A 5,942-nucleotide genomic window follows, 5' to 3' on the forward strand; every position below is an offset into this window, starting at 1 on the left:
ACCGCCGTACCGCTGCACCACCGCCGCCGAGCGCTCCACCAACTCGGTCATGATCTCGCGCAACCGCTCGATGTCCACGGCGGCCGCGATGTCCATCGAGCGCACCACATCGGCGAACAGCACCGTCACCTGCTTGTACTCAGCCTGGCCATCCTGGCCTGTTAGCGGGGAACCGCAGGCATCGCAGTACCGGGCACTCGCCCGAGAGGGTTCGGTGCCACACGATGTGCACATAAGTCCAGCTGCGGTCACCGGAGCCTTCACACAAGTACCGGATTAATTACCAAGCTCAGCATAGGGCCGTGCCTGTCCAGGTGAGCGGCTTATCGGCAGCCACTTCGGCGTCCCAGCCAGAGGCAAGGAACTGAAGATCGCGACTCAGTAGTCCCGCGCCGAAATGGGACCAGATTGCAGTGGCGTACTACTGAGCTCATCGCACCCCACCTGAGCGACGATTCCCATCGTGAAACTCGTCACCCGACACGGTGGCCACTGTTTCGCCAGGACAAGGAGCGACGATGGGTACCGCAAGATTCGCCGGTCGCGGCGGCGCTATGACGATGATCGCTCCGCACGCAACAGGCCACCGATGGGCCAAGGACGGCACCCTGCTGCGCGTCGACTGGGAGCGCGGCATCAGCTGGGTCGCCACGCACTACGGCCTGAACCTGCGCGTCATTCAGCAGGTCAGGGGTTCAGATGAGGAAGTACACCGCGTAGCGGCTCGGTGGGCACAGGTCGTCCCGCACTGAAATGAAAGGAATTACAACAATGGTTTACGCAGATAACACTGATCGCATCGCACCATGGGCGGCCCCGGAGCGAGTCCGAAAGTTTCGGCACGACGCCTGGCGTATGGCTGGTTCGATTCGCGATGCGGCCCTCTTAGTGATGGGCACCGCGTGGTTGTGCGGTGTTGTAGAGATGGCCATCGTGTGGCGTGCGGTGTTCGACCGTGCGACCGGCGTGGTCGACCGTGAACGGTCCGCCTGATCGTATCTCAAACACGCTGGCAAGCAGGAGGATCCGTGAGCACGTTCGCTCGGACATCAGGCGGTACTCGTTCTGCAATCGTTGTAGGCGCCGGCATTGGCGGCCTGACCGCCGCTGTTGCGGTGCAGCGGGCGGGCATTGATGTGACCCTGTGCGAACGCGCTCCCGACCTGCGCGCCGCCGGATTCGGGCTCTCGGTACAGAGCAATGCTATGAACGCGCTGCGCACGTTGGGCATGGGGCTCGGCGAGGAACTTCTGCGCGTCGGCGGCCGGGCGATCACATTCAGTCTCCGCGCGTCGAACGGTGCGCTGTTACGCCGGCTGGAGATGGCACCGATCGACGCGAAATTGGGTGCACCATCAGTCGCGCTGGCCCGCAAAGATCTTCATGCCACATTGCTGAACACTGCGGGAACGAATATGCGAGTAGAAACCGGCGCCCAGGCGGTGCAATTCGAGAACAGCGCCGATCGCGTGATGGTGCGCTTGGCCGACGGGAGGAAGCTCGAGGCCGACATCCTTATCGGCGCCGACCGCATCGACTCCGTGGTATGGGCGCAGCTGCATGGCGCCACAGAACCGCGCCCCGGCGGATTCGTCTGCTGGCTGGCACTTGCGCCCTTCCGCCATTCGTTTCTGGCCGAGAGCGAATCGGTCCACTTCTGGGGTCGCGGTATGCGCGTCGGCGTCCACGACATCGGCCACGGAAGTACCTATTGGTGGGCCACCATGTCGACCGTCCCTGATCTGGCCGCTTACTGACCGCACGGCAAGACTGACGTCCTCCGGCGATTTCGCAGCTGGTCCCCGGAGATCAGCGAAATCATTTCTGCAACAGCTGAATGCGACATCCTCGCACTGCCGGCACGGGATCGTCCGCCGCTGCCGTGGTGGGGTCACGGCCGGGTCACTCTGCTCTGCGACGCCGCGCATCCTATGCTGCCCAGCCTAGGTCAAGGTGCCAACGCTGCGATCGAGGATGCGGTGGTGCTCGCCCACGCGTTGACTTTCCAGAGCGATCCGGATGCCGCGTTGCGCACCTACGAGCAGCAACGCCTCTGCCGCACAACGGCTTTGGTGGAAAGATCACGCTCACTGGCCCGTGTCGAACAAACAGCCAACCGGGCCACGATCGCCGTCCATAATCGGTCGATACGGTATGCGAGCGAGAAGCAGTGGGTGGAACGGGTCACTAAGTCGATGATCTGGCCGGGACTAGGCGACCCGCAGCGATTCGCCCCGCTCCCCCGTCGCTTGTCGGCGCTGGAACGCTGGCACTGGACTGTCGATCACGTGGCGCCACTGCACATCGTCTCACGGGTAAGGATCAGCGGTCGGATCGACGTAACCGCCGTCCGCGCCGCGCTGGACGCACTCGCGCACCGGCATCCGGTATTGCGCGCGACGATACGTAGCGACGGCGGCGCGAATCCGCGATTCATCCCCGCGCCTCTTCGTCCAATTCCACTGCGGCTGGTCGAAAAGGGCTCCTGGTTGAACGAGATCGATCACGAACTGCGCAACCGCTTTGATCTGGACGGGCCGTTGCTGCGCGCCACCCTCATCACCGTCGATACCGGCGTGCGCGATCTCGTGCTTACTTCAACGTACTCGATCGCGGACTGCGTCACCGTCATCTCGTTCACGCGCCAGGTACTTGAGTTCGCAGCGGACGCTTCGACCGGCTGGGTACCGGAGAGGTCGATGACGTCCGGGGCAGAAAAGCTTGTTCCCGAAGCGTTCCGTGGTGTTCGCGGGAAGGGCCGCGCCCTGGCCCGCCTCGCCTCGGATGCGGTCAGGGACCGCAGGAGAGTCCCGGTGCGGCTGGCGCCCGAAGCGTGGGTGCCACCGAGAGAGCGGTTCAGCCGGCTGGCCCACCGTTCAATAAGTGGTGCCGAATACGATGCGCTACAAGCCGCATGCCGCGATCGGCGCATCCTGCCTGAAGCCGCGGTTGGCGCAGCACTGGCGATGGCGGCGGGTGCCGATGCGGCTGTTGTGCAGGCGAACATCGGCCTAGCTGTGTCGGTGCCATTCCGTGATCATCTGGCCGAACCGATCGATGACGACTCGGCCGGTAGCTTTCAGGCGATGCTTGCGATACCCGTGGCCCACGTGGCCGGACAGTCCCTGTGGCAGACCGCCGAACCATTCGACGCCGAACTACGCGTCGGCATCCGACGCCGACACCATCTGTCTGCAATGGGGGCGGTTTCTCTGCTCACCCCAAAGACGCCAGCGAACGTCGGCGCAGTCGTCAAGCTCCTGGACTCCCGTGGCCCTGGCAACATGTGCCTCACATTTCTGGACGTAAGTGATTTCCCAACGCAAATCGGTGCCTGGAAGCTTTCGGGCGTGCAGTTTGCGTCCGGGATGTCCATTACTGGCTACGCGATGCTGACAGCCGCGAGCGGTCACGACGAACTTGCGCTCAACCTTGGTTACACCGAGGGCATCATCTCGTCGCACCGAGGTGAGACATTGATAGAGAACACGACCGCCGCGCTGCGCAAGGCCGCGTCGGAAGCGATCCCGACCTTGCAAGGAGCCAACAATGTTTGATCGGCTCGGGCGGTTGGTCGTCTCACAACCAAAAATGGTCATAGCGGCAGCGCTCGTTCTGCTTATCGCGGCAATGGCGTATGGCGGCCACGTCGCTGACAGACTTGCCGGCGGTGGTTTTTGGAGCGCGTCGTCGGAATCGAAACATGCCGCAGCCCTTCTGTCGCAACGATTCCACGCCGGCAAGCCCAACGTCGTGATCCTTGCCACCAACAGCCGAGGCCAATCCGTCGACGAGCCCGACGCCGTCACAGCCGGACGGTCGATCACCCGACAGCTTGCCGACGCTCCCGGTGTCGATGCTGTGGTGTCGTACTGGGGTCCCGGTACCTCGGAGCTGTTGCGCAGCCGCGACGGTACTCGGGCGCTGGTCCTGGCACATGTCGGAGGCGACGAACTTGCCCTCGATAAGGTCGCCAAGCACCTCACCGAGACCTTCCGCGATACCCACCGCGGCCCTTTGGATCTCCAGATGGGCGGCGAGGCGATCGCCTATATCGACGTCACCCAACAGCTCACCAAGGATCTGTTTGCGAGTGAAGCGGTCGCAATGCCGGTCATCGGTCTGCTGCTGCTCTTGGTGTTCGGCAGTCTAGTCGCGGCCGGACTGCCGCTCATCATCGGAGTCTTCTCGATCGTCGGCACGCTTGGTCTGCTCACCTTGCTGACAAACTTCACGCCGGTGTCGAGCTATGCGCTGAACCTCACGACCATTCTCGGCCTCGGACTGGCGATCGACTACAGCCTGTTCATTGTCACCAGGTTCCGTGAAGAACGTGCCGGCGGGCACGATACCGAATCGGCCGTCGTCACGTCTGTGAGAACTGCCGGGCGCACTGTGGTGTTTTCAGCGCTGACCGTGACGCTGTCGATGCTCGCGATGTTGACTTTTCCGATGATGTACCTGCGCTCGATCGCCTACACGTGCATCGGGGTCGTCATGCTTGCTGCTCTGTGCGCCGTTGTCGTATTGCCGGCCCTGCTGAAGCTCCTTGGCGCACGAGTCGACTCGCTGGACCTGCGCCGTCCGATCCGACATCTAATCGGGCGACCGACCCATCCTCGGACACCCGCTGTCGAGAACGGGTTCTGGTTCCGCACCGCGCGACTGGTGATGCGGCGGCCCGTGCTGCTCGGCGGCGCGGTTCTGATCTTTGTCTTGCTGTTGGGAACGCCGTTCTTCGGCATCCATATCGGTTTCTCTGATGACCGCGCGATGCCGACATCCGTGGAAAGCCGGCGAGTGGGCGACACGATACGCAACGAGTTCCCGGCACAACCCACTGCTGCCATGGACGTGATCGTCGACGCCCCGGTGGCACGGGATCGGCTTTACGAGTACGCCACCGCACTATCACAGCTGCCGCACGTGGTAACCGTCACCACGCCCTCGGCGAGCTATGCCAAGAGCCAACGAATCGCCGGGACAACGACATTCCACGCCGAAGGCGTCCACTTGACCGTCCTCCCCGATGTGGATCCCTATAGCGAAGAGGCGGATCGGCTGCTCGAGCAGGTCCGTCATCCGCCGGCACCCGGACCGGTTCTGGTTGGCGGACTCACCGCGGAAAACATCGACACGAAGGACGCGTTGGTCGCGCGTATTCCGCTGGCCGCCGGGGTAATTGTGGTCGCGATGTTCACGCTGCTGTTCGCTTTCACCGGCAGCGTTGTGCTCCCGCTCAAGGCATTGATCCTCAATGTGATCAGCCTGTCGGCGACGCTTGGCGCCATGGTGTTCATATTCCAAGAGGGCCACCTGAAGTGGCTGGTAGGTGAGTTCACCGCGATCGGGACACTCGCCGCCCCGACGCCGGTGCTGATGTTCTGCATGGCGTTCGGCCTGTCGATGGACTACGAAGTGTTCCTGTTGTCGCGAATCGTCGAGGAATATCGCGCCCATGGCGACACCAACGCAGCGGTGATGTACGGGCTGCAACGGGTGGGACCCATTGTCACGGCGGCTGCACTCATTATGTCGATCGTGTGCATTGCGATGGCCACGTCCCAAGTGTCGTTCATGAAGATGACCGGCGTTGGGCTGACGCTGGCAATCCTGGTTGATGCCACATTAATTCGCGCAGTGCTCATGCCCGCGGCGATGCGGCTGTTGGGCAGCGCGAACTGGTGGGCCCCCGCGCCGTTCCGCGCCTTAAGATCGCGCACCGCATCCCTCCACGAAACCAATGTACCGGCCAAGATTCCCTCGGACGTCTGAAAGAAGTGCGCACCGTAGGCTTCTCTACATCGCCTTCGCCCAGGCGATGTGTCCTTCGAAGCCAAGCGATTCCGCCATCGCACGGTAGCGACTCACCAAGTCCCGGTAGGCAACATCGTCGCGGCGGGCCCGGGCCAGCAGCGCGCGCAGTCGCAGCAGCCAGATGT

The 5,942-nt window shown here is 63.1% G+C and carries 5 protein-coding genes and 2 pseudogenes; 6 read left to right on the forward strand and 1 reads right to left on the reverse strand.

The genetic code is table 11. The features are described from left to right. A pseudogene (locus VKI00_RS00425) lies at positions 1–234 on the reverse strand (hypothetical protein); the annotation flags it as partial. A gap of 284 nt (positions 235–518) precedes the next feature. On the opposite strand from VKI00_RS00425, the gene VKI00_RS00430 reads away from it, so the two are divergent. From VKI00_RS00430 to VKI00_RS00450, 6 genes and pseudogenes are all read left to right on the forward strand, one after another. Continuing rightward, complete coding sequence (locus VKI00_RS00430; RefSeq protein WP_324434407.1) at positions 519–752, forward strand: hypothetical protein; 234 nt, start codon at positions 519–521, stop codon at positions 750–752. A gap of 103 nt (positions 753–855) precedes the next feature. Beyond that, complete coding sequence (locus tag VKI00_RS00435; protein ID WP_324434409.1) at positions 856–993, forward strand: hypothetical protein; 138 nt, start codon at positions 856–858, stop codon at positions 991–993. A gap of 35 nt (positions 994–1,028) precedes the next feature. Beyond that, positions 1,029–1,757, forward strand: a complete 729-nt coding sequence (locus tag VKI00_RS00440) for an FAD-dependent monooxygenase (protein ID WP_324434411.1) — start codon at positions 1,029–1,031, stop codon at positions 1,755–1,757. 120 nt (positions 1,758–1,877) lie between these two features. Further along, positions 1,878–2,072 (forward strand): annotated as a pseudogene (locus VKI00_RS33645) (FAD-dependent monooxygenase); the annotation flags it as partial. Between the two features lie 417 nt (positions 2,073–2,489). Continuing rightward, complete coding sequence (locus VKI00_RS00445; RefSeq protein ID WP_324434413.1) at positions 2,490–3,557, forward strand: hypothetical protein; 1,068 nt, start codon at positions 2,490–2,492, stop codon at positions 3,555–3,557. Further along, complete coding sequence (locus VKI00_RS00450) at positions 3,550–5,775, forward strand: MMPL family transporter (RefSeq protein WP_324434415.1); 2,226 nt, start codon at positions 3,550–3,552, stop codon at positions 5,773–5,775. Before VKI00_RS00445 ends, VKI00_RS00450 begins: the two co-directional genes overlap by 8 nt. Positions 5,776–5,942: the final 167 nt, after the last annotated feature.

It is taken from the genome of Mycobacterium sp., assembly GCF_035314665.1.
In the GTDB taxonomy this organism is placed as follows: domain Bacteria; phylum Actinomycetota; class Actinomycetes; order Mycobacteriales; family Mycobacteriaceae; genus Mycobacterium.